The organism is Pseudoduganella sp. jia 12, assembly GCF_055502675.1.
In genome coordinates this window covers 372328-397245 of the sequence record NZ_JBUXKP010000002.1, presented here as the reverse complement: position 1 = coordinate 397245, position 24918 = coordinate 372328, and the positions used below count along the sequence as shown (strand labels likewise).

Below are 24918 nucleotides of genomic sequence, written 5' to 3'. Positions count from 1 at the left end.
CAACGTCAAGTACACGGGTGCGTGAACTAGTGCTATTTAATAGACACCCCAATACCTGCAACCACTTCATATACTTTGATTTGTTATATTAATAGTAATTTATATTGAAAGAAAGCGATGGCAAGTCTGCATTTCAGGTTCTCGGCTATGAACGCCGGAAAGAGCACATACCTCTTGCAGGTTGCTCATAACTACCGGGAAAACGGCATGGACGTTCTTCTCCTGACGTCTTCGCTTGATGGCCGCGACGGATTTGGCGTAATCGCCTCGAGAATCGGGCTCCGGTGCGAGGCTGTTACGTACAGCCCGGATACCGACTTTGCCGTGATGCTAAAGGATGTGAATGTCGCGTGCGTACTCGTCGACGAGGCGCAATTCCTTACTATCGAACAGGTTCACCAACTCCACCGCTGGGTACATGCCGCTAACACTCCCGTGATGTGCTTTGGACTTCGTTCGGATTTCAGAGGCAATCCGTTCCCTGGCTCCGCCACGCTGCTCGCTCTGGCGGAATCGCTCGAAGAGATAAAGACGGTCTGTAAATGTGGCAAGAAGGCCACAATGAACATCCGCACGGATACAAACGGCGAGCGGGTACGTGAAGGAGACCAGGTTCTCATTGGCGGGAACAGCCTGTATCGACAGGTTTGTGCCAAGTGCTTCTACACTTGAATCAAACGACCCAGCTTGCGCTGGGTTTTTTTTGGGGGATTTGCATTGGTCCAGCCCGGGACGTGGATGGGAATAAACCCCCTGACATTGTTGGGAGAGCCTCGACTCAACTTCAAGACTCCATTGAGGATATGTTGCGGATATTGGGCTGGCGTTTGACCTTGCCACGTAGCGCAAACGACACTTCAAGCTAATTGACGGGCTGAATCCAGCGCGCCGCTTACGGAAAAACGCGTCATCAAGCTTATAGATGCAGGTGCATGGCCTTATCGCGCATTGAATACGCCATACATGGTAAGTCCAAAACCAGGACCCCGAGAGCCAACGCAATGCTCGTCAATCTTTCGAGAATAATTACGTTCTGGTCGGGTTGTTACGGTGAGAGCTGCGAGTCCGTCTGGCGCGATCTCTCGAAGTAGTAGTCATGATGAGCCTTCATCAAGCTTTATCTAGCGGTTTGCAACCGGCTCTCATCAATCCCCGGTTTCAGGCAGGGCGAGTTCGCAGGTAAATTGCCATCGATCGGGCGTATCCATCGAGGCCTGGGAAAAGCGTGGCCGAGTTTATATTCATGCGGTCGAGATCTTTCGCCGCGTCGCCGTGAATCCGGTGAGGGAGGATTATTTTAAGTACAGAATAGTTGTGGAGATTGGCTGCACATGCGTCCCAGCTCAACACATCTTTGCTTTTCAGTATCGTTTCAGGGGAGTCGAACGATGCCTCCAGATTCGCGACGAGAGTCGACATCAGGTCGAGAGGGCAAAGAAAAAATCCTTGCTGCCTGATCAGCCATTCATGCAGAATCTCCGGCTCAAATGGTACTGCCACCTTGACCGGCGATGCTGGCGGACTACTCAGGCCGATAAACGGATTGGCAAAATCTGAATGGGCAATGTTGCGTTCTTCATCGTCGGAGGCTTCGGCAACATTTTGGAGATGAGCGATTCTTCCAGACAGTGCGCTCAATGATATCGCCCACACTGCAGCATCACCGGTGGCACGTTCGACCGCGAAGAAAGCAGCAACGTAAAAGGGGTGGGAGAAGTCCAGCAGGCGCGTTGCACCACCGTAATGCTGCATCACCGCAAGCCAATCGAGCTTGCTACTTGGTGTCGGTATGGTGCTTGCGTACGCCGAAAACCTTCTCTGAAATTCGCGCAGCATCCAATACTCTCGGTTATTCACTCTACACTGCTGTCACTGGCTGTCTCCAACCCCATGTTACATCGTTGCGCCGTCAAACTTGCCAGAGCGGCCTGGATCGGATCCAGGCTGTAGTGTGAGAGAAACATGTTTCCATTCAACATGCTGTCGTTGAACGAAGGTCACGGTATGCAGTTGCATGAAGTGCTGCCTTGTGCACAGTCTTTCCAAACATTTAAGCGCAAAGGTCGTTGAACGAAAGTTTGGGGATAAACTTATCGTCGCTGACCTCTTTTATTTTTAACTGAAGTGTTGACTGAAGAAAATTCATGTATCTCTCAATTAAGTGATTCCGGCCATGCGCATTCCATTCCTGGTCCGTTCGGCTGCGATCGCGCCGCTTGGCGAAGTACGCCCGCATCACATATCGCAGCATGGCCATTCGCGCGTGGACGAATACGCCTGGCTACGCGCAAGGAATTGGAAACAGGTGCTGCGCGACCCGGCGGCGCTGTGCAGTGAAATCAGCGACCACTTGCAACGGGAGAACGCCTACTGTCGCGCGGGCCTGGCTCACCTGGAGCCGTTGCAGCGGGCTCTCATCCGTGAACTGCGTAGCCGCCTGCTCGTCAACAACATGTCCGTGTGGACGCGAGATGGTCCGTTCGAGTATGGCAGGCAGCAGGCACGAGACGCCGACCATCCGCAGCTCGTGCGCCGGCCATTCGGCGGCGGTGTGCACCACGTCATACTCGATCCGGCAATCGAAGCAAAGGGGCTCCCATATTTTCGCCTGGGGTCCAGCGTGCATTCGCCGACGCATCGGGTACTCGCCTGGTTCCTGGACGATGTGGGATCGGAACGCTTTACGCTTCTGTTCCGGGATTTGGAAAGTGACAGCGACCTTGCCGAACGCATCCGCGGTGTCGCCGCTGGCGGTGCCTTCAGCAACGATGGCCGGTTCTTCCTGTACATCGGTCTGGACGACAGCAACCGAAAGAGCCGTCTGTACGCACATCGCGTTGGAGAAGCAGCGACAGACGACATCCTCCTGCTGGAAGTACGAGACCCTCGGTTTTCATTGAATATACGCCTTACCCAATCGAGGACTTGGTTCGTCGCCACGTCGCAGAGCCATGAGGAAACCGAGGTCCATCTTATCCGGGCCGACAACCCGTTGACGCCAGCCATACTCTTGGTGTCTGGACATGCAGGCAGCAAGTTCCACATCGATGAAGGTAACGGCGTCCTTTATGCAATGACGAACGCGAATGGAGCCCGTGATTACAAGATTGCGACCGCCCGGTTCGAAGGCCCGCAGGTATCTGGCTGGTGCGATCTGGTTGCAGCCCGTTCCGGCACGGTTGTTATTGGGCATCGTGTCTTCCAGCGCCATCTGGTCTGGCTTGAACGTCGTTGTGGCCTGTTGCGCGCCATGGTCCGGCGTCATGCGGACGGACATACGCATGCGATATCGCTTGGCGAAGCAGCATGCGCGCTCGATCTTGGCACCAGCCATGAATTCGATACCGATGTGGTGCGGCTGGTCTATTCCTCGATGTGTACACCGCCGACTGTCTTCGACGCTGACATGAATACCGGTGCGCTAACGCGCGTCCACACGCAGCCCGTCGGTGGTGGGTTCGACGAGCACGCTTATGTGACCATGCGCATCGATGCGAAATCGGATCAAGGTGTGCGGGTGCCTGTTTCGATCGTCGCCCGGCGCGACACCCCCCTGGATGGAACCGCACCATGCCTGCTTTACGGATACGGCGCATACGGCGTGAGCCTTCCCGCTCATTTTGATGTCGATCGCCTGAGTCTGCTGGATCGTGGATTCGTCTGGGCGATCGCACACGTGCGCGGCGGTGGTGAACTGGGCGCGGAATGGCACGCCGCGGGCAGGGGGGAGCACAAACCGAACGGCATTCGCGATTTCATCGCGGCGGCGAATATGCTGGTTAGCGAAGGCTATGCTGCACCGGGACGCATCGTGGCGCACGGCGTTAGCGCCGGTGGTGCCCTCGTGGGTGCATCCGTCAATGCCAGTCCCGACACCTTCGCGGCAGTCATTGTCGAGGCTCCATTCGTGGATGTGTTAAACACGATGCTGGATGCGACGCTTCCACTGACACCGCTCGAATGGCCGGAGTGGGGGAATCCCGTGGCCTCGGCACGAGCTTTCGAGCACATCGCCCAATGGTCGCCCTACGAAAATGTGAAGTCGCAGGCTTATCCACCCGTGCTGGCTATTCAAGCCTTGACCGATCCAAGGGTTACCTATTGGGAAGCGGCGAAATGGACGGCGCGGCTTCGTGCACACCAGCTTGCCAATGCGCCGATTTTCCTGAGGACGAACTTCCACGCCGGACACAGCGGCGCTTCGGGCCAGCGCGACCGGATTGCGGAAACTGCCCTGCGCCATGCCTTCGCGCTCCAGGCGGTCGGCCCGGCATTGGTGCCTATGGATCCGTCGGCGCCATGACGGCAACGCGGTGCATGACTCGTCGCTGCCCAGGGTAATCGTTCATTGCCCTGTGCATCGTGCTGCGGTTATCCCACACGACAATATCGCCAACGGCCCAGCGATGGCGATATTGCAGATGTTCCTGTGTTGCATGGGCTATCAGATGAGCCAGCAACTCGGCGGCGTCATCCACTTCGTGACCGTCCGCGAGCAGACGGATGATCGATGCTGGATTCACGTAGAGATAACGCCGCCGGGTCTGCGGATGCACTGGCGCGAGGGGATGGATCGTGGAAACGGCATCATGCGCGATCCCGCCGAATGCCATGCGCGAAGTGTGCTCAGCGGAGAGAACGTCGACTCGTTCGCGCAAATGCGCAGGCAGCCCCTCGTAGGCAAGATATTGATTGCTCCACAGCGTATCGCCGCCACTCATCGGTAGTTCCCTGGCTTGCAGCACTGTGGCCGCCGGAGGAGAACTTAGAAAACTCAGGTCGGTGTGCCATACACCTCCATAGTTGTGTTGATGCTCCGGCTCTTTGCGGATCTCGGTGATGCGGTCATGGCCCACCAGACCCGCGATGATGCCATGTAGCGCAGGGACTCCAAAGCTGCCGGCAAAATCCACCAGCTGCGAGGGAGTTGCCAACACTCCTCGAAACAGCAGGAGCAAGTGTGTGTCGAGCGTTGTCCGCAGGGCGCGCGCTATCGCGGGTGTGGGCCTGATCGCCTGGTCGATACCGTGTACGACAGCACCAAGCGGAGCGGGGAGAGCAGTGATACGCAAGTCGGCCATACGGTCGCCTCAACGTTAGTTCGCAATAATCCCCAACAACAGCATGCGGGGTTGTCGTCACCATTGGCAAGCCCTGCTTGGCAGCGCACGCAACAAATTATCATGCTGGCCATCAGGTCTGGCAGGAAGCAGCCATAGCGCGCCACCGTGATCGCAACGGTTTGGCGGAATACCGTCCGGCAAAATTATGCCGTCAAGCTGTCGAAGGCCCTTTGGCTTTGTCAGCAATGATACGCCTGCGAATTCGGTCAGACTATCTTGTTGACACGGCCGTTCCGCCAGCGTAGGGTGATTTCACAACATTTTTCAAATTGAAAGGACTGACATGTCTCAACTTTTTGACAAGCTTGTAAATGCAGAGGCGGACTTCCACAGTGTGATGAGTGGCCGCCATGTAACCGATCTCGCACTTGAAGCGGCCGCCGGTACGGGCAGCCTCGCCGATGGGCGATCGACACCTGGCGACGGTACCAGCAACCAGGGCGTGAACTGCACCTGTTGCTGTAACTGACAGCCAAGCGCCCCCAACGTTGCCCTGCTTGGATGCAGGGCAACCGTTTTCTCATTCATGAATGACTCGTCCATGCCACCATCGAAGGCTCCCTGCTAAATTGGGAATGTCCCGTTGATACGGGTGCCAACATTGCGGACCCGCCTCGATTCGAACACGCAGCGGACAATTGTAGTGCAATAACTTTCAATTCGATCGACATGGCGCGGGCGTTTCAGCTCAGCAGGGTTCGTCGTTAGCTGCGCATCCGCGTGCCGCGGCAGTGCCGTCTGCTGGCAAGCATGCGTGCTGTGAATTGTGCAACTCACGTATCAGCAACACGGGTTGACCTTTGGCCGGCTCAGCAAGAAGTGTCTCCGTTTGCGCTGCGTCCGCCTCTTTTCGATTGGTTATAGCACCTATCATTGGTCCCTGTTCCATGCCTCCGTCACCTCTCGATATCGAGTCCGTAGCGCTGACCATCGACGAACTTTTTTCTCCTGCCTACGAGGTGCTACCGGAGCATGAGCGAAATGTGCAGCTCGCGCAGCAAAGGTTGGCGCAATGGGTAGCTATCGGTGCGGACGGAAACGAAGCTAGTTTTGCCAAACGACTGGCGCGGGAAAACCGATCGAAGGAATGGGTGCTCGGGCGTCTGGGCGGTGTGCGGCGACGCGCCGGATTCTCCGAGCCGAACTGGGTCGCCAAGACTCGCCGCGTGTTCGATCTTCTAACCCAGGAGGCGGCCCCCCTTACCCAGGACGACGTTGCTTTTGCGCCGCTGCTGGCTCCGCTTGTGGATCAGGCGGCGAATAGGCTCCGGGCAGCCTTGCCGGAGGCAGTTGTTCCATTCCTGACACCGGCTGTTCACGATGACGCGGTCGATCATCTGCGCCGTCGGCTGTCCAATCTCTGCGAGCTACCTTTCTATGAGGTCTTGCTCGTCTGGCGGCGCGGCCTCGTCATCGCTGCGCGTGGCGGGGATGAGGCCGCCAACCGCCAACTGCTTGCGGGCACGCTCGAAGCATTTACAGCCCATATGCGCGGCGGTGGGTATGCCGATTTGTTGCGCGAAAAGCCAATTCTTTTTCGCCTGTTGGCGATGCTGATGGACCAGTGGCACGACAGCTATCTTACTTTCTTCAGGCGATTCGCGGCTGACCGACAGCGCATCGCGCAGCTGTTGGCGCAACCGAGCACAGACGCATGCGTGCGGCGTATCAACTGGGGCATGTCCGATCCCCACAATGGTGGCCATTCAGTGTTTCTCGTCGAGTTTGAGGACGGGCATCGTGTGCTCTACAAGCCCAAGGATCTGCGGCCGGACCGCTTTGTTGAATCGATCGTGACCGCCCTGCAGGATGTTGGCCTGCCCGAAACGCTCGTTCTGCCTGAAGCCCTGCTAAGCGACGGATATGGCTGGACGCGCTTTATCGAAAGTGGTCCTTGCACCGACGAACACGAGGTCGTGTCCTACTATCGGCGCTTCGGGGCTTGGCTCGCGATCTTCCACGTTCTGTCGACCTCTGACATGCATATGGAGAACTTCATCGGGCAGCGAGACCACCCCGTCCCCGTTGACTTCGAGATGGTCTTGCAAGGTCTTCGCCAGATGCCCAAGTCCATCGACGAGGATACGCAGGCACAATGGCTGGCCACGCACTTCATCGAGGATTCTGTTCGAAGTGTCGGCATGCTTCCCTCGTACGTCCAGAGCCAGGATGGCTCGCTGATCAGCATGGGCGCGCTCGAACCATCCATCTACCCGGTGCAGATCCTCCAGTGGGCCGAAGTGAATACGCCGCGGATGCTGCTGCGCTCGGCGACCGAACACATCAAAATTGCGACCAACCTCCCTGTACTGGACGGTCAGCCGGTTTCGGTCGGGTCGTTCAGGGATGCGTTCTTGAACGGCTTCGGCGCGACGATGCACTTCTTGTCGAGTCGCCGCGATGCAGTCTCGGCGGCTGTAGGTGCCGCCATGCCGCACTCGCTAACGATCCGCAAGGTGGTGCGACCCACGCGCTTTTATTACATGTTGCTGAAGCGGCTCTACGATCACCGCAATATGAAGGATTCGGTAAGCTGGAGTATGGAGGCGGATTTCATCGCCCGCTTCTTCGATTGGGAGAGCGAGAACGACGAGCCTTGGAAACTGGTGAGTAGCGAGCGCCGGCAATTGTACGAGCTCGGTATTCCGTATTTCGCCATGCAGACGGAGTCGAACATTATCAGCGATCGGCACGGGCCTGTGACGCGCCTGCATATCGACCTGGGATTGGAGGTCGCCCGTACGAGGCTCGCCGGGTTGTCGCCGGCGACGATCGACCGCCAAGCCGATATCGTACGCGCCAGCCTGCAAATGGCGCAGCGCGTCCGGCCACGCGCTGACGATCCTGGGGCGCGCGCGGCATCATTCGCGAAGATATTGCGAGACGAAGTTCTGCGACATGCATTTCGCGCACCTCATTCGATTGCGTGGATCGGCCTTCACCGCGTAGATCATGAGGTCGCTGCGCAATTAGGGCCATTGGGTCACGACCTTTATTATGGCTCGACGGGGATTGCCTTGTTTCTGGCATCGCTTGCAAAGAGTGCAGATGCATGTGCCGCAGAGCAGTGCCGCCAGGCGTTGCGCGCGACGATCAATCTGGTGAATTCGCCCAGGCTTGGCCAGCTAGGCCGGGCACTGGGCGTGGGCGGAGCAGTCGGCTTGGGATCGATCGTGTATGCACTGGCCTTCGTTTCCGACATTCTAGCCGACGGGGCAATGTTGGAAGCCGCCAGCACTTGCGCGCGCGGCATCTCGTCCGAGTTGATTTGCACTGACGACAAGTTCGATCTGGTTGCGGGATCGGCAGGGGCCTGTCTGGCTTTGCTGGCCTTGCACCGGCGAACCGGTGCCACGTGGCTGGTGGAGCGTGCCACCCTCTGTGGCGACCATCTCCTCCAGCATAGATCTGCAGTGAATGGGATGTGGATCTCTTCAGCCTTTGTGGAGCCGCTGACAGGCATTGCACATGGTGCTGCCGGCATGGCGCTCGCCTTTTCGCGGCTGTATGCGGCCACTGGCGAGGTCCGCTTTCGCCAGGCGGCCCAGGACTGTGTCGATTTCGAGAACAGACATTTCGATGCAGCCCTGGGCAACTGGACCGATCCGCGCGCGATCCCCCATAAAGACAAGGCGCGCACGCCCAATCAATGGTGCTACGGTGCGCCGGGCATTGGCTTGGCCCGGCTGGCCATGCGCGGTGACGGAGCGGTGATGACGCACTTGCTCGATCAGGACGTGGAACGTGCGCTCACTGCCACTTTGCGGGATCCGGGCGGACGGAGTGCCGGCCTCTGCTGTGGAGATGCAGGGCACATAGAGTTCCTGAGCGTAGCTGCCGCCATACTGGACCGCCCACCTTTGCGGCTTGCCGCTGGAGAACGTTTGTCACGGCTGCGTGCCACCTGGAACCGGCTTGGCGACTTGAACTGGATCGGTGGTACCTCCGCTGTCTACAACCCAGGCCTCTTCCAGGGACTTGCCGGCGTCGGATTCAGTGCGCTGCGAGTTGAAGGGGTTCAGCTCCCGTCGGCGCTCACTTGGGAGTAGACGTGCAGCCGTAGCCAGCATTGAACCAGACAGTTCCTTTTTTGTGGTGTCGGTGCCGTCTGCATGAATCGGCGGATGCAGAACGTGGCAGGCGCCGCGATGATTGCTCTGACTGGCCACGCCGATACGAACGTGCCAGAAAATGACGGCCACTGCTGGCTTCGTTACTTCGCCAAGCCTGGTGACGTAGCGGTAATTCTCAACCTGCTCAGTCGCACCGCAAATTGACTCAAGAAATCTGGCATACGTACCGCCACGGCACGGTGTCGTCGACGATGCCGTCACCGTTGACCAGAACATGGCCAGCCAGCCTGATGCGGATCGTTTCGCGGAAGCGCCGTTCGCTGTCGCGGATCCGCTGCTCGCCCCCACGCGTTCCGAGATGTCATGGAAGAAGACCGACAAGCTCTCCTCGTGTGCGTAGATCCGCTCGCTAACCCAGGCCCCCGCCGGTTCGCAGGAGGCCTCGAAGCTGATACTTCTGCAAAGTGCGATGGCGACGCGCAAGTGTTCCCAGACCGCTGATTTGCTCAAGCCGCCGGGCATGCCTCACACCACCTTGCCAATTGCCGCATTGCGGTCGATAGCGGCTAGTTGACGTCTACCTGCTGACGCTGGCCGATACGATCGAGGAACTGAAGAATATCTGTACCTGCGGCAAGAAGGCGACGATGAACATCCGTGTGGACGAGCATGGCAATCGCATCCGCGAAGGCGCGCAGATGGCCATCGGCGGCAATGAGCGCTACCGGCAGGCATGCGGGCGCTGCTTTTATAGCGGCAGTCACTGAACCGGGCCTGTCGTTCAGCTTTATTAATGTTTTGCAGTGCCGGATTTACAATTCTTTGCAATCCCGTCATTCAATTCGTCATTCGGCGATCAACTTTAATGCGTACTTAAGCGTGGGTACCGAATCATCGCTTTCTCTCCTGTAGAATAAACCGCACGCGGACTTGAATAAGCTGTGCCTGTCCGCAAATCGTCATTTTAGAATCCGGAGTGTGCCGATGAAGAAGCAAACGCTGCTGGCCGCGATATCGCTGGCTTTCCTGTCCGCCCATGGTCACGCTGCTCCCGCCGACAAGGCTGCCGTCGAGCAGATCAAGCCTGCCGCCCAGCAGACCCAGGCCGCCCTGTGGGCGTCCCGCGTACTGTCCCGCTACCACTACAAGGCCACGCCACTCGACGATGCGATGTCGGAGAAGATCTACGACCGCTATTTCAAGTCGCTGGATGCGGAAAAGCTGTTCTTCGTGCAAGCCGACCTGGATAAATATGCCGGGGCCAAGGCCAAGCTCGACGATGCGATCGTCGGCGAAAACCTGCAAATGCCGTTCGACATCTACAATCTTTACCAGCAGCGTTTCAACGACCGCATTGCCCATGCGCGCGAACTGCTGAAGACCAAACCCGATTTCACGCTGGACGAAAGCTATCAGTACGACCGCGAAAAGGCCGAGTGGCCGAAGAGCGAAGCGGACGTGAAAGACCTGTGGCGCAAGCGCGTCAAGAACGACTGGCTGCGCCTGAAACTGGCGGGCAAGGACGACAAGGCCATCCGCGAAACGCTGGACAAGCGCTATGAAAACTACCTGTCGCGCTCGCGCAAGCTCAATGGCGAGGATGTGTTCCAGATCTTCATGAACGCGTATGCGATGTCGATCGAGCCGCACACCAATTACCTGGGCCCGCGTGCGTCGGACAACTTCGACATCCAGATGCGCCTGTCGCTGGAAGGCATCGGCGCCGTGCTGCAAACGCGTGACGAATACACGGTGATCCGCGAAATCGTCACGGGCAGTCCGGCCGGCATGTCGGGCAAGCTGAAGGTGGGCGACAAGATCGTCGGCGTTGCGCAGGGCGACAATGCGCCTGTGACGGACGTGCTGGGCTGGCGCATCGACGATGTGGTGCAGCAGATCCGCGGTCCGAAGGATTCCAAGGTGCGCCTGCAGGTGCTGCCGGGGGATGCCGGCCCCGATGCCAAGCCGGTCATGATCTCGCTGGTCCGCAAGAAGATCAGCATGGAAGAGCAGTCGGCCAAGAAAACGATCATGGAAGTGAAGGATGGCTCGGTGAAGCGCCGCATCGGCGTGATCTCGCTGCCCACGTTCTACCAGGACTTCGAAGCGCGCCGCCGCGGCGACAAGGATTACAAGAGCGCCACGCGCGACGTGGCCCGCCTGTTGGCCGAGCTGAAGAAGGACAAGGTCGACAACGTGCTGATCGACCTGCGCAACAACGGCGGCGGTTCGCTGACCGAAGCGGTCGAGCTGACGGGCCTCTTTATCGACAAGGGGCCGGTGGTGCAGCAGCGCAGTGCCGAAGGCCGCGTCGAAGTGGAAAACGACACGATCGCCGGCCTGGCCTGGGACGGTCCGATCGGCGTGCTGATCAACCGTGGTTCGGCATCGGCTTCCGAGATCTTCGCGGCCGCCGTGCAGGATTACGGCCGCGGCATCGTCATCGGCGAACCGAGCTTCGGCAAGGGCACCGTGCAAACATTGATCAGCCTGGATCGCTTCGCGCAGGACAAGCAGCGCCTGGGCGAGCTGAAGATGACGGTGGCGCAGTTCTTCCGCATCAACGGCGGCACCACGCAATTGCGCGGCGTGACCCCGGACATCAAGCTGCCGCAGCTTTCCGATGCCGAGAATTTCGGCGAGTCGAGCTACGACAACGCGCTGCCGTACACGGTGATCAAGCCGGCCGTCTACATCCCGGCCGGCGAAGTGAAGGACATCGTTCCGCTGCTCACGAAGAAACACGAGGCGCGCGTGGCCAAGGACAAGGATTTCCAGTTCCTGGTCGACGACGTGAACTATGTGAAAAAGCAACGCAAGGACAACCTGATTTCGCTGAACGAGAAGGAGCGCCGCAAGGAGCGCGACGAGCAGGAGGCACGCGCCAAGCTGCGTGAAGCCCGCCTGGCGGCTGCGCCGTCCCCGGACGATCCGATCCTCGTTCCCGATCCGACCGTGAAGAATGCCGTGACGCCGAAACCGGCGGGCGCCAAGCAGGCAAAGCAGGCTGCCGCCGCCGCCGTGAAGGGCGTCAGCCGTACCGACGACGGCCTGCAGGGCGACGAACGCTCGCTGGCCGCCGAACTGGAAGCCGAGAAGGCCGCCAAGAATGCCAAGGACGTGCTGCTGCTCGAAGCGGTGCACATCATGGCGGACGAAGTGAGCCTGCTGAAAACCGATACCCGTCTTGCCTCGCGCGTGCTGCCGTACGCGCCGGACCGCTGATCATTCCCAGCAGGGATGACGTCTGGGGAGCCTTCGGGCTCCCCTTTTTTATGGCGCTCCGTCCACCGCTCAGATCCGTGACTATTTGCAGTTATAGAGCTCAGCAATATCTAGTATCACTACAAGAGTGTTGCGGAATATGGCGCGGCGCAGCATAATTGAACCGTCTCCTCTATTCCCCTCCAAGGAAATAGACTTCAGCCCGCCCACATGGCGGGCTTTTTTTTGCCTGCAACATTGCCCCCAAACAGGGGTCAGACCCCTGTTTCCAGGAAACTTTGCCTCAAAACCAGGGTCTGACCCCTGTTTTGAGGAAATGTTGCGATGATTGCAATCGTGCGCCGTGTGATCGGTTTTTTGCGTGTAGTTGAGTTTCAGCAGCCTGGCTCGCCGGGCGGAAAGGACTCGCATGCAACCCATCAAGCCGGCGGCGCCGATCGGGCCCGCCATCACCGTCAACGGCGTCGAGCACACGATGCGCGTGGATGTGCGCACGACCTTGCTCGACTACCTGCGCGACCACCTGCACCTCACGGGCACCAAGAAAGGCTGCGACCATGGGCAGTGCGGCGCCTGCACGGTGCATGTGAATGGTCGCCGCATCAATGCATGCCTGGCGCTGGCCATGGCGCACGAGGGCGACGAGGTTACCACCATCGAGGGGCTGGGCTCGCCGGAGCGCCTGCATCCCATGCAGGCGGCTTTCGTGCAGCACGACGGCTACCAGTGCGGCTACTGCACGGCCGGCCAGATCATGTCGGCCGTGGCGTTGCTGGACGAACCCTGCGGCCAGGACGATAGCGCCGTGCGCGAATGCATGAGCGGCAACCTGTGCCGCTGCGGCGCGTACACGAACATCGTCGCGGCGATCCAGCAGGTGCGCGGGGAGGCCGGCAAATGAGGCCCTTTGAACTGCGCCGCGCGGCCAGCGTGGAGGATGCCGTGCTGCTGGGTGCCGCGTCGCCGACCGCACAGCAGGGCGCCACCGTGCGCTACCTGGCGGGTGGCACGACGCTGCTCGACCTGATGAAGCTCGATGTCGAGCGGCCCGCCCATGTGGTACGCATCGTCCACCTCGGGCTGGACCGCATCGACGGCACGCCCGACGACGGCCTGTCGATCGGCGCCACCGTGCGCAACAGCGACCTCGCGCATGACGAGCGAGTCAGGCGCGGCTATGCGGTGTTGTCGCAGGCGCTGCTGTCGGGAGCGTCCGGCCAGTTGCGCAATATGGCGACGACCGCCGGCAACCTGCTGCAGCGCACCCGCTGCGTGTATTTCCGCGATCCGAACATGGTCTGCAACAAGCGCGCGCCCGGCAGCGGCTGCGATGCGATGGACGGCTACCACCGCAACCTCGCACTGCTCGGCACCAGCGAGCACTGCATCGCCACCAACCCGTCGGACATGAACGTGGCACTCATCGTGCTCGATGCGCGCGTCCACGTCACGGGCCTGCATGGCAAGCGGGAGATCCCGATCGCCAATTTCCACCTGCTGCCGCGCGACACGCCGCACATCGAAACGGCGCTGGTGGCCGGCGACCTGGTCACGCACGTGACGCTGCCGCCGCTGCCCGAAGGCACGCGCTCCGGCTACCTGAAGCTGCGCGACCGCGCCTCGTACGAGTTCGCGCTGGCGTCGTGCGCCGTCGTGCTGCGCGTGGCCGAGGGCAAGGTGGAGCAGATCAGGATCGGGCTGGGCGGCGTGGCCACGCGGCCCTGGCGCGCGGTGGCGGCCGAGCACCTGCTGACGGGCCAGCCGCTGACGCTGGCCAATGTCGAGGCGGCAGCCGCCGCCGCGCTGGCCGGCGCGCAGCCGCGGCCCGGCAACGCCTTCAAGGTGGAGCTGGCGCGGCGCTGCATCGTGCAGGCGATCAGGAACGTGGCCGGGGAGGACCTGCAATGAGCAAGGAGATCATCGACGCGGCGCCGCCGCAGGAAATCCTGGGCGCGGCGTTACCGCGCGTGGAAGGCCCGCAGAAAGTGGCCGGCCACGCACGCTACACGGCCGACCACCATTTCCCCGGCATGCTGGTGGCGGTGCCCGTCTACGCGACCATCGCCGTGGGCGCCGTAAAGCACATCGAATGCGGCGCGGCGCGGGGGATGCCCGGCGTGCGCGCGATCCACACGCACGAAACCATCGGCCACATCGCGCGCCTGCCGGAAAAGAGCCGGCTGCAGATGGACGAGAAGGTGCCGCCCCTGCAGGACGACGAAGTGCGCTACTACGGCCAGTTCGTGGCGCTGGTGCTGGCCGACACCTTCGAGCAGGCGCGCGACGGCGCCCGCGCGGTCGTCGTCGAGTATGCGGCGGCCACGCCGGACGTGCGCATGGCATTGAGCCCGGACGACGAGCCGGAAGTGGTCACCGAACGGGGCGACCCGGAGCATGCGTATGCGGCAGCGGCCGTCCAGGTCGACGAAACCTACTGCACGCCGGTCGAGACCCACAATCCGATGGAACTGCACGCTACCGTGGCCCGCTGGGAAGGGGACCGCCTCACGGTGTACGAGACCACGCAAGCGGTCGTCAACCACCGCGGCGTGCTGGCCGCGATGCTGCAAGTGCCGGAGGAACACGTGCGCGTCGTGACCACCTACCTGGGCGGCGGTTTCGGCGGCAAGCTGTGGCCATGGACGCATTCGCTGCTGGCCGCCCAGGCGGCGCGGCTGGCCGGCCAGCCGGTCAAGCTGGTGGTGACGCGGCAGATGATGTTCCGCAATGTCGGGCACCGGACCAATACGCAGCAGCACATGCGGCTGGCCGCGAGCGCGGATGGCCGGCTGGTCTCGCTGCGGCAGGATTTCCTGTACCACGACTCGCGCGCCGGCGTTTCCGAGGAGTCGTGCGGCGAGGCGACCGGCTATATCTACGGCACGCCGAACCTGCGCGTGACGGGGGCCGCCTGCCGGCGCGACCTCGGCGTCAACACGGCCATGCGCGGCCCCGGCGTGGTGCCGGGCATGTACGCGGTGGAGTCGGCGATGAACGAACTCGCCGAGCGCCTGGGCATGGACCCGGTGGCGCTGCGGCTGCTGAACGACACGGCGCGCGACGAATCGAAGGATGTGCCGTTCTCGTCGCGCCATCTGCGGGAATGCCTGGAACGCGGGGCGGAGCGGTTCGGCTGGTCGCGCCGCGATCCGCGCACCGGCGCGATGCGCGAGGGCGACACGATCCTCGGCTGGGGCATGGCCAGCGCCACATGGCCCGGCATGCGCACGAAGGCGCAGGTGGCCGTGAGCCTGCACGACGACGGCACGGTGCGCGTGCGCTCGGCCACGCAGGATATCGGCACCGGCACGTACACGGTGCTGGCGCAGATGGCCGCGCACGAAACGGGTGTCGACGTGGCGCGGGTCCGGGTGGAGATCGGCGATACCGATTTGCCGCCCGGGCCCACGTCCGGCGGTTCGATGGCGACGGCGTCGCTCGTGCCGGCCGTGATCATGGCGGCGCAGCACGCGGTGCGCCAGTTGCTGGACGTTGCCGGCCGCGTGCACGAGGGCGGCGAACTGGCGTTCGAAGACGGGCGGGTCATGCCCGGCGGATTCGCGTTCGGCGACGTGCTGCGGCGCGCGGGCGTGGAGCATGTCGAGGGGCAGGGCATTTCAAAAGGCAGCTCGTCCGACCCGGGGGCGAAGGAGGTGTCGATCCGCTCGTTCGGCGCGCATTTCGTCGAGGTCGCGTGGCAGCCGGCGATCGCCCGTCTCGCCGTGCGGCGCGTGGTCTCCGTGATCGACGGCGGCCGCATCGTCAACGCCCGCACGGCGCGCAACCAGATCGAGGGCGCCGTGCACATGGGCGTGGGCATGGCGCTGTTCGAGGAAACGCACTACGACCACCGCTACGGCGCACCGGTCAATGCCAACCTGGCGGACTACCTGGTGGTCACGCACGCGGATGCGCCGGCCGTCGACGTGACGTTCCTCGACTATCCGGACAAGGCGCTGAACGCCTATGGCGCTCGCGGCGTGGGCGAGATCGGGCTGGTCGGCGTCGCGCCGGCCATCACCGCCGCGGTGTACCACGCGACCGGCAGGCGGGTCCGGTCGCTGCCGGTGAAGATCGAGGACTTGCTGGGGTGACTGCGCGGAAAACCGGTGACAGACACCAATTGATTTGAACAGTCGTTGCAGAATAATCGGTGACAGACACCGGTTTTCTTGCAACGGGTGTTTTAGAAAAACCGGTGTCTGTCACCGGTTTTGATCGGAAGAAAGCCAGCAAGATCCGGCGGCACACCGGTGTCGGACACCCAGGAGCCGGTGTCCGACACCGGACCGCTACTACTTCGCCGGTGCGGGTTCCTGCGGCGCGCGTTCCTCCGCGGCGCCGTCCGTATAGGTCGGCACCTCGCGGTGCGCATTCGGCGCGGGCTTGCCCGGCAGCGGCGCGAGGGCGCGGGCCTTGTCGACGTCGATGCCGGCCGCCTCGGCGACGCGGCGGCCGTAGTCCTCGTCGCAGTGCCAGAAGTGCCACACCATGCGCAGCGCGATCTGTTCCGGGCACTGGCGCAGGTCGTCGCCCAGGTTCTTCACCAGTTCGTCGCGCTCCCAGTCCTCGAAGGTGCGCCAGCGGTCGCCGGCCTGGCGGTAGTCGTCCAGCGTGCGCGACGTCTGGTAGCGGCCCAGGTGGCCCTCCACCCACTGGCGGTACTCCTTCGCCGGCTTCGGCGCTTCCTGCAGGCCGCCCAGGCTGCTCGGTTCGTAATTGATGTGCTTGTTGGCGCCGGCATCGTCGACGTAGTACGCCATCTGCCCGTCGCGCTGGTTGGTGCGGGCACGCGCGCCGTCCTGCGGGGCGTTGATCGGCAGTTGCAGGTAGTTCGCGCCCACCCGGTAGCGCTGCGTGTCGGAGTAGGACAGGGTACGGCCCTGCAGCATCTTGTCGTCCGAAAAATCGATGCCATCGACCAGCACGCCGGTGCCGAAGGCCGACTGTTCGGTGTCGGCAAACACGTTGTCGGGGTTACGGTCCAGCACCATGCGGCCCACGGGGAGCAGCGGGAACTGGTCTTCCGGCCAGCGCTTGGTGTCGTCCAGCGGGTCGAAGTCGAGTTCCGGGTGGTCGTCATCGCTCAGGATCTGCACGCAGAATTCCCATTCCGGAAAGTCGCCGCGCTCGATCGCCTCGTACAGGTCCTTCGTGGCATGGCCCGTGTCGTGCGCCTGGATCTCGGCCGCCTGCGCACCCGTCAGGTTGCGCACGCCCTGTTTCGGCACCCAGTGGAATTTCACCAGGTGCGCAGTGCCTTCATCGTTGACGAGCTTGTAGGTGTTGACGCCCGAACCTTCCATCTCGCGATAGTTGGCCGGAATGCCCCACGGGCTTTTCACCCACGTCACCATGTGCAGGGCTTCCGGCGAATTGCTGACGAAGTCATAGAAGCGCCACGGTTCCTGCCGGTTGGTGACCGGATCGGGCTTGAACGCGTGGATCATGTCCGGAAACTTGATGGCGTCGCGGATGAAGAAGATCTTCAGGTTGTTGCCCACCAGGTCCCAGTTGCCTTCGACGGTTTTCAGCTTGACGGCGAACCCGCGCGGGTCGCGTGCCGTTTCCGGCGAATCCTTGCCGCCGATGACCGTGGAGAAGCGCACGAACACGGGCGTACGCACGCCCGTCTCGTTCAGCACGCGGGCGCGGGTGTACTTGCTGGCCGGCTCGTTGCCGATCTTGCCATAGGCTTCGAAGTACCCATGTGCGCCGGTGCCGCGCGCATGCACCACGCGCTCGGGAATGCGCTCCCGGTCGAAGTGCGTGATCTTTTCGATGAACTGGTAATTCTCCAGCGTGGCGGGGCCGCGTTCGCCGACCGAGCGCAGCGCCTGGTTGTCGCGCACGGGGTGGCCCTGGCGGGTCGTGAGCACGGGGCGCTCGCTGCCGGTTTCCTCTGAAGTAGGCTTGTTGCTCATGGCGTTCCTTTCAGTGTGAATGATTCCTTTGGGGCGGACACATTTTAGTTGGCGTTCCCCGGCATCGGCGCGCGGCATGGCCCGACGTCCCCGACCAGCACCGGGCGTTCTCAGGCACATCGAGCATTTCACCCCTGTTCGGGGGCGACCGGGCCCACCGCTGTGGTGCGTCCGCGGGCGTTCCTGCTAAGCTTGCGCTTCCTGCAATGACGAGCATCTCCGTGAATCGAAAACTCATCGTCGGCGCGCTGTCCGGCGCCATCCTGCTGGCCGGTGCCGGCGCGCTGTATTACGCGGTCGCGCCCGTGCCGGGCGACCGGCCGGCCGCGGCCCTGGCCGTGCTGGCACCGGCCCAGGCCCGCACCGCACGTTTCTGGACCGCGCGTGTCAGCACGCTGGGCGGCAGCGGGGCAGCCGGCTTCGCCGACGGTGCCGCGGCGCAAAGCGCGTTCGGCGATCCGTTCGGCGTGGCCGTCGGCCCGCGCGGCACGGTCTATGTCGGCGATGGCGGCGACAGCAACCGCATCCGCACGATCGCGCCGGACGGCACGGTGGCCACGCTGGCCGGTGGCCGGGAAGGCTACGCGGACGGCAGGGCAGGCGCGGCGATGTTCCACACGCCGTCGGCACTGGCCCTCGACCATGCGGGCAACCTGTACGTGGCCGACACCGGCAACCATGCGGTGCGCAAGATCGCGCCGGACGGCACCGTGACCACGCTGGCCGGCGATGGCCGGCCCGGCTTTGCGGATGGCCGAGGCAGTGCCGCGCGCTTCAACGGCCCGGTGGGCATCGCGGTGGACGATGCCGGCAACGTGTTCGTGGCCGACACCTACAACGACCGGCTCCGCCGCATCGCGCCCGATGGCACCGTGACCACGGTGGCAGGTGGCGGCCTGCCGGGCAATGTCGATGGCCCGGCCCTCTCTGCACGGTTCGATACGCCGAGCGGGGTCGCGGTGGCCACGGACGGCACGCTGTTCGTGGCCGACACGGGCAACCATGCCGTGCGACGCATCGATGCGGCCGGCAATGTGTCGACCGTGGCGGTGCCGGCGCCGGGCGAACGGCGCTCGCCGCTGCGCCGGCCGGTCGGCATCGCCGTCACGCGCGACGGCTTCCTGTATGTGAGCTCGGGCACCGGCCGCGTGCTGCAGGTGACGCCCGAGGGCGAATACCGGCCGCTGGCCGACTTCGACCGGCCGGCCGAACCGGGCTACGGCAGCGACGGCACCGTGAACCTGTCCGGGCCGCGCGGCGTTGCCGTGGCGCGCGACGGCAATGTGATCGTCGCCGAGGGGCTCGGCTTCACGGTGGTGCGCCTGGCCCCGGCCGTGGAAGGCCAGCCGGCGCCGGTGCGCCGTGTCCGGGCGCAAACGCCGCGCCGCGACCAGCCGATGCCATGGCCCGTGCTGCCGCAGGATGCGCCGCATGAAGTGGTGGGCGTGATGGGCGAAGTGCGCGGCAATTACGAAGGCGACAGCCGCGATCACTTCCACATGGGCCTCGACGTGCGGGCCGACGTGGGCGCGTCCGTGGTGGCAATCCTGCCCGCCAAGATCGCCGACCCTTACCCGAACTGGGGCTACGCCACGCTGAGCGAAGGCATGAGCGTGGGCACGCTGTCGTACATCCACATGAAGGTGGGCCGCGACCGCCGCGACAAGCCGCTGGACGACCGCTTCCAGTTGCTGGCCGGCGGCAATGGCAAGCCCGAACGCGTGCGCGTGCGGCGCGGCGCGCGCTTCGCCGTGGGCGACCAGCTCGGCACCATCAACGCCATGGCGCACGTGCACCTCGATTACTTCCCGACCGGCGGCGTGGAAAATCCGTTGACGCTGCCGTTCGTCGGCCTGCGCGACACGGTGCCGCCGCGCATTCAGGGCATCGTGCTGCTGGCCGATGGCGGCAGGCAGCTCGGGGCGCCACCACCACCGCGCGGCGGGAAAGGCAGGAAGGCCAAGGCCCCGCCTCCACCGAAGCGCGTGCCGGTGCCGCGCGCCGTGGGCGAGGTCGACATCGTCGTCGATGCGTGGGACCAGATGGACGGCAACCTGGCGCGCAGGCGCCTCGGGCTGTACAAGCTCGGTTACCAGTTGCTGGACGACGCCGGCATGCCGGTGGCGGGCTACGAACAGCCGAAGATCACGCAGGTGTACGACCGGCTGCCGCGCAACCAGGATGCGGTGAAGCTCGTCTACTCGGCCAGCAGCGGGATCACGGTCTACGGCAGCAAGGCCACGCAATTCGCCTATGCGCTGAACAACACGCTGGCCGACGGACAGGTCAGCCCCGGCACATGGGACGTTTCCGGCCTCGCGCCGGGCAACTACACGTTGCGCATCTACGCTGCCGATTATGCGGGCAACGTGGCGACCGAAGGCCGCGACCTGCCGATCACGGTCGAATAAATAGAAGCCAGGGAAATTTGAGGCGGTGCGGCGTTCCGGCGGACCCTGTTTTCAGAGAAATATTTCCTGAAAAATGGGGTACGTCCCCATTTTTACGGCAATGTTTCCAGCGGCGAATTCGGTGGTACCAGCAGCCGCAACCTGCCGTCCAGCGCCTCGAAATGCAGGGGCATGGAAAGCGTGAGCACTTCGCCGTCGACGGCCGCCTTGATGCGCCTGCGGCCGTAGAACGGCGTGCGCACGGTCATGCGGCTAAAGCCGAAGGTGACCACGTCGCCCGTGTTGCCCAGCCGGCCCAGCACGCCGTTGAGCAGGATGCCCAGCATGCCGAGCTTGCCCGCGGGCTTGGGCGCCACCGCGGCCAGTTCGCCATCGGCCACGTCCGGCGCCTGCTCCGTCAGGCCCACCTGTTCCATCTGCAGGCGGTTGTTCCCCACGAACAGCGTGTGCGTGCGCAGCTGCAGCGTGCGGTCTTCCGCCTCCAGCGTGAGGCGCAGGCGCCGGTGCGGCTGGAAGATCGTCTTCAGTGCGGAAAAAAAGGCCACCACGCGGCTGCGGCCATATTGCTTCTTGTCCGATTCGCGCTCTTCCAGCAGTTTCGGATAAAGGCCGATGCTGGCATTGACGAGGAAGATGCGGCCGTTGACGGAGCCGATCTGCACGTGCCGCACCTGCGCCGCCAGCAATCCGCGCACGGCTTCGGACAGGTCCTCGGAAATGCCGTGCGTGCGGCCGAAATAATTGAACGTGCCCTGCGGCAGGGCGGCAAACGGGCAGCCGTGCTTGACGGCCTGGCAGGCGACGGCATTGATCGTGCCGTCGCCGCCCGCCGCCACGAGGATGCCCCCGTTGGCGCAAGCCTTGCCGGCATGCGCGATGGCGGCATCGTCGAGCTCGCCGCCATCTTCCACCAGATGCAGGTGGAAGCGGCGGCCCGCCGCCGTCAGCACTTCCTCGATGGCGGCGCGGCGCTCTTCCTTTTCGGAGGCGCCGGAACCGGCATTGAGCACGATGTACAGCGGGGCGTCGGGAGAGATCGTGGTTTCGGTCATGGTGACCAACTGTATCATCGAGAAGGCCGCCACGCGCGCACGAACGGCTGAGCGTGGCGGCCCCGCATCAGGCAGGGGGCCTGGCGCGCTTACTCGGCAACCTGCACCGGCGTTTGCGCCGGCGGCGTGGCGCCTTCGCCGATGTAGAAGCTGGTGTGCGGCGGCTGGTTGTAACCGGCATTCTGGCCTGCCACCTGCACGCGGTACTGGGCGTCGTGCATCAACGTCGGGATGCGGTGCGCCGTCGGGATCGTGGTCGAGAACACCAGCAGCTCGGTGTTGTCCGCCGTGCGCAGCACGACTTCCTCGCGCCAGTCGCCCACGATGTCGGCCGACAGCACCGGCGTGGCCTTGGTGCCGTTGTTCGACGCCGCGTTCCAGGTCGCGCCGTTCAGCAGGGGCTCGAAGGCGAAGGCGGAAGGGTTCCACTTGGCGATCGTCACATTGTCCAGCGATTCGCGCAGCAGGTCGCCGTCCCACCAGCTGGCGAAGTTCATGCTGCCGGGGCGGTTGGTCGAGATCTGCTGGCCGCTCACGTTGAACAGGCCGCCGCGCGAGGCCCAGCACTCGGCGCCCGGATAGGCGGGATCGATGTCGTAGCACACGCCGCGGCCCACGTCGACGGTGGCCGGCGCGCCCCACAGCAGCGCGCCCGTCGCGGCGTCATGGAAGCTGGCGCCATTGCCCTTGTAGCACGACGGGGTTTCATGGACCATATAGATCTGCTGGCCCGGGCGTGCCGGGTCGAGCTTGCCGACGTGCAGTGCGTCGCCGTGGCACAGGCCCGTGCTGTACATCAGGTGGCCGTCGCTGCCGATCGTGGCGGCGCCGTAGATGATGTCGTCCTTGCCGTCCTCGTTCACGTCGGCGACGGAGAACGAGTGCGCGCCCTGGCCGCGCGCTTCGGCGCCTTCGTTGTTGGTATCGAACACCCAGCGGCTCGTCAGCTGGCCGTCGCGGTAATCCCATGCGGCGATGACGGCGCGCGTGTAGTAGCCGCGCGAGAAGATCGCGCTGGGGCGCTTGCCATCGAGGTAGGCCACGCCACCCAGGAAGCGGTCGACGCGGTTGCCGTAGTTGTCGCCCCACGAACTCACCGTGCCGCGGGCCGGCAGGTAATCCGTGGTGGCCAGCGCCTTGCCGGTGCGGCCGTCGAACACGGTGAGGAATTCCGGGCCGGTCAGTACGTAGCCGGCGCTGTTGCGGTAGTCGGCGCTGGCGTCGCCGATCACGGTGCCGCGGCCGTCGATGGTGCCGTCGGCCGTCTTCAGCATCACTTCGGCCTTGCCATTGCCGTCCAGGTCGTAGGCGACCAGTGTCGTGTAGTGCGCACCCGCGCGGATATTGCGACCCAGGTCGATGCGCCACAATTTCTTGCCGTCGAGGCGGTAGGCATCGATGTAGGTGTTGCCCGTGTAGCCGCTCTGCGAATTGTCCTTGGCGTTGGTCGGCTGCCACTTCACCACGAGCTCGTACTTGCCGTCGCCGTCGAGGTCGGCCGGCGTGCCATCGTTCATTTCATAGCTGTACACCTGGCCGGTGGGCGTCACGCCGTCGGCGGGCTTGTCCAGCGGGATGCGCAGCGGCGATTCGGCCCAGGTGGACAGCGCGTATTCTTCCTGGCCCTTCTTTTCCTTGCCCTTCACGACCGGGCGGATCAGGTAGCGTGCGCCTGCAGTGCCTGCCGTGTCGGTGAAATTGCTGACGTCCAGCGGTTCCGCGTTCAGCTTGACGTCGTCGCGATAGAGGTTGAACCGGGTGTCGGGGTCGTCGGTGCCGAGCACGCGCCAGCTGACGAAGACATTCGCGCCGGCCGCGATGGCGACGGCGCCGCGGTCGAGTTTCTCGAGCTTCCTGCCCTGGTCGGCGAATGCCGACTGCATCAGTGTCAGCGTCAGCAATGCGAGCGGTACAAAGGTACGTTTCATTGATTCCCCATTTTGTGGTCTACAACAGACGATGGACGCGCTGGCCGGACGGGTGCCCGATCCGCACCGCGCGGGTGCTTTTGCTATGCCGGCGCGACTGCCCGCGCCGAGGCCGTAATGGAACCGGGGCCGGCCTTCACGCCGCATGCGCCTGGTGGACGCATGTTTGCCGGTGGCACGCGGCACGGTGCGCCGTGGTGCCGCCTTTGCAACTTGGGTGGGAATCGAGTATCGGGAGGGGGCGGATGAGTGTCAATCAGGTGGATTGAAGCACTCACGAAGTTGAGCGAGCAAATGGCGCAGCTGAATGGGCTCGTTCATCGCTGCAGTCGGCAAGTTGAAGGAAGTGAACGCAGCGCCGTTTGATGCGTGGCCCTGCGCAGCCGGTCAATTTTTCATCCCGCCATACCGGGCATGAAACGATAACCTGGCGACGCGCCGTACCCAGTATGCGAGGAGGCGGGGATCCTGGGGGAACGACGGCTCGTCGATAATGTCGGCGATTGGGAGCCTGGGCGGTATGCCTGTGGTGCTGGCGCCCTGGGATGTCGGCCATCATCCGCGGCAGTTTGCGGCGCAGCCCAGGCCCGTTTTTACGTACCTCAGAAGAACACGGCCGTGCGCGTGACGATCGTGCCGTTGTTCGTGTAGGGCCCCGTTGCCCGCACGGCACCCGTGTCGGGCTTGCCGTCGTCGAGCTTGGCGTCGAGCTGTTCGGCGAAGCTGTCGGGCAAGTTGTCGAAGCGGATGCCGTTGCCGCCGCGGCCGGCCACCACGTCGTTGTACACATAGACGGCGCCGCCGTGCGCGCTCGTCATGAAATCGGTGGTGCCATTGAACGAACCGGTGATGAAACCGCCGAGCGCCAGGTGCTGCGGGGCGAGCTGGTATTCGGCGATCTGGCCGTCGCCATTGCCGTTGCCGCTGGTGCCCGGTACATGCGCGGTGGCCTGCGCATCGTCGCCGGGCAGCGCGCGGAACTTGTCCTGGTAGGCATTGACGGCCGCCTGCAGCGATGTCGACTGCTGGATCACGTTCTTTACCTTGGCATTGTCGATGAGGCTCTGGCCTTTGAGCACGCCACCCAGCAGCAGGCCGATGATGACGAGCACGATCGCGATCTCGACCAGCGTGAAGCCGTGCGCGCGGCGCTGGCGCCGCAGTGTGGAAATGGGTTGCAAG

14 protein-coding genes and 1 pseudogene are annotated in these 24918 nt (G+C 63.2%); 9 read left to right on the top strand and 6 right to left on the bottom strand.

What is annotated here, in order from left to right; translation table 11 throughout:
* Positions 1–117 precede the first annotated feature (117 nt).
* Positions 118–672: a thymidine kinase gene (locus tag ACY65G_RS04795; RefSeq protein ID WP_464996214.1), complete on the top strand. Its 555-nt coding sequence runs from the start codon at positions 118–120 to the stop codon at positions 670–672.
* 486 nt (positions 673–1158) lie between these two features.
* Here the strand turns inward: ACY65G_RS04795 and ACY65G_RS04790 are convergent, their stop codons facing one another.
* Positions 1159–1857, bottom strand: a complete 699-nt coding sequence (locus ACY65G_RS04790; RefSeq protein WP_464996213.1) for an FRG domain-containing protein — start codon at positions 1855–1857, stop codon at positions 1159–1161.
* Positions 1858–2173: 316 nt separating this feature from the next.
* Here ACY65G_RS04790 and ACY65G_RS04785 point away from each other — a divergent pair, with 316 nt between their 5' ends.
* Positions 2174–4303 carry a S9 family peptidase gene (locus ACY65G_RS04785; RefSeq protein WP_464996212.1) on the top strand — a complete coding sequence of 710 codons (2130 nt, stop codon included), beginning with the start codon at positions 2174–2176 and terminating at the stop codon, positions 4301–4303.
* On the opposite strand, the gene ACY65G_RS04780 is transcribed toward ACY65G_RS04785, so the two are convergent.
* Positions 4281–5081, bottom strand: a complete 801-nt coding sequence (locus ACY65G_RS04780) for a TauD/TfdA dioxygenase family protein (protein WP_464996211.1) — start codon at positions 5079–5081, stop codon at positions 4281–4283. The genes ACY65G_RS04785 and ACY65G_RS04780 overlap by 23 nt on opposite strands.
* A 929-nt stretch (positions 5082–6010) precedes the next feature.
* Between ACY65G_RS04780 and ACY65G_RS04775 the strand changes: the two genes are divergently transcribed.
* The 6 genes and pseudogenes from ACY65G_RS04775 to ACY65G_RS04750 all read left to right on the top strand — a co-directional run bounded on the left by ACY65G_RS04775 (position 6011) and on the right by ACY65G_RS04750 (position 16515).
* Positions 6011–9172: a type 2 lanthipeptide synthetase LanM family protein gene (locus tag ACY65G_RS04775; protein ID WP_464996210.1), complete on the top strand. Its 3162-nt coding sequence runs from the start codon at positions 6011–6013 to the stop codon at positions 9170–9172.
* Positions 9173–9774: 602 nt separating this feature from the next.
* Positions 9775–9963, top strand: a pseudogene (locus ACY65G_RS04770) (thymidine kinase); the annotation flags it as partial.
* Between the two features lie 217 nt (positions 9964–10180).
* Positions 10181–12421, top strand: coding sequence for a carboxy terminal-processing peptidase (locus ACY65G_RS04765; protein ID WP_464996209.1), 2241 nt, complete (start codon positions 10181–10183; stop codon positions 12419–12421).
* A gap of 409 nt (positions 12422–12830) precedes the next feature.
* The gene (locus ACY65G_RS04760) at positions 12831–13322 is read left to right on the top strand and encodes a (2Fe-2S)-binding protein (RefSeq protein WP_464996208.1); all 492 of its coding nucleotides are present in this window, start codon (positions 12831–12833) and stop codon (positions 13320–13322) included.
* Complete coding sequence (locus tag ACY65G_RS04755) at positions 13319–14329, top strand: FAD binding domain-containing protein (RefSeq protein ID WP_464996207.1); 1011 nt, start codon at positions 13319–13321, stop codon at positions 14327–14329. Before ACY65G_RS04760 ends, ACY65G_RS04755 begins: the two co-directional genes overlap by 4 nt.
* Positions 14326–16515, top strand: a complete 2190-nt coding sequence (locus ACY65G_RS04750; RefSeq protein WP_464996206.1) for a xanthine dehydrogenase family protein molybdopterin-binding subunit — start codon at positions 14326–14328, stop codon at positions 16513–16515. Before ACY65G_RS04755 ends, ACY65G_RS04750 begins: the two co-directional genes overlap by 4 nt.
* A gap of 201 nt (positions 16516–16716) precedes the next feature.
* Here the strand turns inward: ACY65G_RS04750 and ACY65G_RS04745 are convergent, their stop codons facing one another.
* Positions 16717–18345, bottom strand: coding sequence for a catalase (locus tag ACY65G_RS04745; protein WP_464996205.1), 1629 nt, complete (start codon positions 18343–18345; stop codon positions 16717–16719).
* Positions 18346–18566: 221 nt separating this feature from the next.
* On the opposite strand from ACY65G_RS04745, the gene ACY65G_RS04740 reads away from it, so the two are divergent.
* Entirely contained in the window at positions 18567–20756 is a 2190-nt protein-coding gene (locus ACY65G_RS04740) for an NHL repeat-containing protein (RefSeq protein ID WP_464996204.1), read from the top strand.
* A 92-nt stretch (positions 20757–20848) separates the two neighbouring features.
* On the opposite strand, the gene ACY65G_RS04735 is transcribed toward ACY65G_RS04740, so the two are convergent.
* The 3 genes from ACY65G_RS04735 to ACY65G_RS04725 all read right to left on the bottom strand — a co-directional run bounded on the left by ACY65G_RS04735 (position 20849) and on the right by ACY65G_RS04725 (position 24917).
* Positions 20849–21808: a diacylglycerol/lipid kinase family protein gene (locus tag ACY65G_RS04735; protein ID WP_464996203.1), complete on the bottom strand. Its 960-nt coding sequence runs from the start codon at positions 21806–21808 to the stop codon at positions 20849–20851.
* Between the two features lie 89 nt (positions 21809–21897).
* Positions 21898–23736 (bottom strand): rhamnogalacturonan lyase, encoded by a 1839-nt coding sequence (locus tag ACY65G_RS04730; RefSeq protein WP_464996202.1) that lies wholly within the window; start codon positions 23734–23736, stop codon positions 21898–21900.
* A gap of 602 nt (positions 23737–24338) precedes the next feature.
* Positions 24339–24917, bottom strand: coding sequence for a prepilin-type N-terminal cleavage/methylation domain-containing protein (locus ACY65G_RS04725; RefSeq protein ID WP_464996201.1), 579 nt, complete (start codon positions 24915–24917; stop codon positions 24339–24341).
* Between the last annotated feature and the right edge of the window lies 1 nt (position 24918).

Coding starts and splice junctions, on each gene's coding strand:
- ACY65G_RS04795 (WP_464996214.1), top strand. CDS start 118: ATGGCAAGTCTGCATTTCAGGTTCTCGGCTATGAACGCCGGAAAGAGC.
- ACY65G_RS04785 (WP_464996212.1), top strand. CDS start 2,174: ATGCGCATTCCATTCCTGGTCCGTTCGGCTGCGATCGCGCCGCTTGGC.
- ACY65G_RS04780 (WP_464996211.1), bottom strand. CDS start 5,081: ATGGCCGACTTGCGTATCACTGCTCTCCCCGCTCCGCTTGGTGCTGTC.
- ACY65G_RS04775 (WP_464996210.1), top strand. CDS start 6,011: ATGCCTCCGTCACCTCTCGATATCGAGTCCGTAGCGCTGACCATCGAC.
- ACY65G_RS04765 (WP_464996209.1), top strand. CDS start 10,181: ATGAAGAAGCAAACGCTGCTGGCCGCGATATCGCTGGCTTTCCTGTCC.
- ACY65G_RS04760 (WP_464996208.1), top strand. CDS start 12,831: ATGCAACCCATCAAGCCGGCGGCGCCGATCGGGCCCGCCATCACCGTC.
- ACY65G_RS04755 (WP_464996207.1), top strand. CDS start 13,319: ATGAGGCCCTTTGAACTGCGCCGCGCGGCCAGCGTGGAGGATGCCGTG.
- ACY65G_RS04750 (WP_464996206.1), top strand. CDS start 14,326: ATGAGCAAGGAGATCATCGACGCGGCGCCGCCGCAGGAAATCCTGGGC.
- ACY65G_RS04745 (WP_464996205.1), bottom strand. CDS start 18,345: ATGAGCAACAAGCCTACTTCAGAGGAAACCGGCAGCGAGCGCCCCGTG.
- ACY65G_RS04735 (WP_464996203.1), bottom strand. CDS start 21,808: ATGACCGAAACCACGATCTCTCCCGACGCCCCGCTGTACATCGTGCTC.
- ACY65G_RS04730 (WP_464996202.1), bottom strand. CDS start 23,736: ATGAAACGTACCTTTGTACCGCTCGCATTGCTGACGCTGACACTGATG.